At 64.8% G+C, this 2,387-nt stretch carries 3 protein-coding genes; all 3 read left to right on the top strand.

Annotation, left to right across the window (positions count from 1 at the left end; genetic code table 11):
• Positions 1-86 precede the first annotated feature (86 nt).
• Entirely contained in the window at positions 87-542 is a 456-nt protein-coding gene (gene tnpA / locus OLX23_RS25730) for an IS66-like element accessory protein TnpA (protein WP_264448217.1), read from the top strand.
• On the top strand, positions 539-895 hold the full coding sequence (gene tnpB / locus OLX23_RS25725) for an IS66 family insertion sequence element accessory protein TnpB (protein WP_264448216.1): 357 nt from the start codon (positions 539-541) through the stop codon (positions 893-895). The genes tnpA and tnpB overlap by 4 nt, the downstream gene beginning before the upstream one ends.
• A 31-nt stretch (positions 896-926) precedes the next feature.
• Positions 927-2,387, top strand: a 1,461-nt coding sequence (tnpC, locus tag OLX23_RS25720) for an IS66 family transposase (RefSeq protein WP_264448214.1), incomplete at its 3' end; no start/stop codon positions are given.

Here is a 2,387-nt window from a genome sequence, read left to right as displayed (position 1 = left end):
GTAAGCGGAGCCTGAGCCCCACCTTGCGGGTGTGAACCGCGTAGCCGAGTTTCACCGCCTTTGATCAGGCGGAGGTCGTTAGTGCTATGACGATGTCATGTGACGATGCTGGCACTAGCGGGGTTCAGCGGTTCGAGGTCTTCACCGGCGCGGGCAAGCGTCGGGATTGGCCACCTGAGGTCAAGGTCTCGATCGTTGCGGAGAGCTACTCCGGCCAGGAGTCCGTCAGCGCCGTTGCTCGGCGGCACGGCATGATCCCCTCGCAGCTTTTCACTTGGCGCCGTGAACTGCGCAAGCAGATGGAAGCCCAAGGTTTCACACTTCCAGTTGCCCCGGCGCCCGCGCCTCTCTTCGTTCCCGCAGTGATCGAGCCGTCGCCGCCGAGCGATGTGGTTCCCATGGCGAAGCGTCCTCGGCGTCGGCGCCGATCGTCTCCGAGCGCGGTCGAACTGGAGATAGACGGTGTAGCGGTGAGGATCGCCCGCGGTACCGATAAAGGGCTGATCGCCGCGGTGATCGAAGCGCTCAAGGCGACGCGATGATCGGACCTGGTGTTGGCGCGCGCGTCATGATCGCAACGCGTCCAGTGGACTTTCGCAAAGGGCCGGATGCTCTGGCGGCGCTGGTTGGTGCCGAGTACGGCGGCGATCCCTTTTCCGGGGTCATCTATGTCTTCCGGGCGAAGCGAAGCGACCGGATAAAGCTGATCTGGTGGGACGGCACGGGGCTGTGCCTCATGGCGAAGAAGCTCGAGCAGGGCGGGTTTCGCTGGCCTGGGCTACAGGACGGCGTCATGCGAGTGACGGCGGCCCAACTCGGCGCTTTGCTAGAAGGTTTGGACTGGCGCCGGGTACATGGTGGGCGCCGGCCACAAGCGCCGCAGATTGCCGGTTGACGGGGCTTTCGCCTGCTGATTCACTCTCTCCATGCTCACCGAAGCGGACCTGCCTGAGGACGTTGCCACGCTACGCGCGTTGGTCCTCGAACAGTCCCGGATGCTTGCCGAGGCACAGGTCGCCAAGGATGCCCAACTCGCTGAACTGACCCTCGCCAAGGGGGAGGCCGATGCAGAGATCGAGCGGCTACAGGCGATTATCGACGCCTTCATGCGCCACCGGTTCGGCCCGCGTTCCGAGCAGCTCGATCCTGACCAGCTCCAGCTTGGCCTGGAGGATGTCGAGACGGCGCTCGGGCAGGCCCGCGCGGTCCGCGATGCGGTCGCGCAGCTCTCTCGAAGCGAGAAGCCGCGCAAGACCAACCGCGGCTCGCTTCCTGCCCACCTCGAGCGGATCGAGCAGGTGGTCGATGTTGAAGACAAGGCCTGCCCGTGCTGCGGCGGCGCACTGCATGCGATCGGCGAAGATTTCTCCGAACGCCTGGACGTCGTGCCAACCACTTTTCGCGTCCTTGTGACGCGTCGCCCGCGCTACGGCTGCCGTTCTTGCGAGAGTGCGGTCGTCCAAGCCCCGGCACCGCCCCATATCGTCGAGGGCGGCATTCCGACCGAGGCGCTGATCGCCCAGGTGCTGGTGTCGAAGTACGCCGACCATGTGCCCCTATACCGGCAGGCGCAGATCTACGCCCGCCAAGACATCAAGCTCGACCGATCTACCCTGGCGGACTGGGTCGGCCGAGCGGCCTGGTATCTGAGGCCCCTGCGTGATCGCACGCTCGAGGAGCTGCGAAGATCCGAGCGGCTATTCGCCGATGAGACGACGGCACCCGTGCTCGAACCCGGACGCGGGCGCACCAAGACTGGTCAGATCTGGGCTTACGCCCGCGACGACCGACCATGGGACGGCAGCGGCCCGCCGATGGTCGCCTACGTCTATGCCCCCGACCGCAAGGCCGAACGGCCCGACGCCCATCTCGGAGACTTCGCAGGTATCCTGCAGGTAGACGGCTATGGCGGGTATACGGCGCTTGCCAAGCGTCGCCAGCAGGTCAGCCTCGCTTTCTGTTGGTCGCACGTCCGGCGTAAATTCTTTGAGCTCGCGGATAAGTCGCCGGTCGCGACCGAGATTCTGCGTCGCATCGCCATGCTCTATGCCGTCGAGGACGAGGTACGGGGCACGTCGGCCGAGCAGCGCCGCATCATGCGTGATGAACATAGCCGTGTGGTGGTGGAGGATCTGAAGCTCTATCTGGAAGCGCGGCTGCGGCAGGTCAGTGCCAAGAGTAAGCTCGCCGATGCGATCCGCTATGCACTGAGCCGCTGGAACGGGCTCTCGCGCTTCCTCGACGACGGCCGCGTCGATCTCGACACGAACACCGTCGAGCGGTCGATCAGACCTCTTGCCCTAAATCGCAAGAACGCCCTCTTCGCCGGTTCAGACGAAGGCGGCGACAACTGGGCGGTAATCGCCACGCTCATCGAGAATTGCAAG

Origin of the sequence: Novosphingobium sp. JCM 18896, from assembly GCF_025938095.1 — a bacterium.
Lineage (GTDB): Bacteria > Pseudomonadota > Alphaproteobacteria > Sphingomonadales > Sphingomonadaceae > Novosphingobium.
Note: the sequence above shows the minus strand (reverse complement) of the source record. Positions and strands in the feature narration are given on the sequence as shown.

Bases quoted from the DNA above. Each gene is read 5' to 3' on its own strand.
- tnpB (WP_264448216.1), top strand. From the start codon at position 539: ATGATCGGACCTGGTGTTGGCGCGCGCGTCATGATCGCAACGCGTCCA.
- tnpA (WP_264448217.1), top strand. From the start codon at position 87: ATGACGATGTCATGTGACGATGCTGGCACTAGCGGGGTTCAGCGGTTC.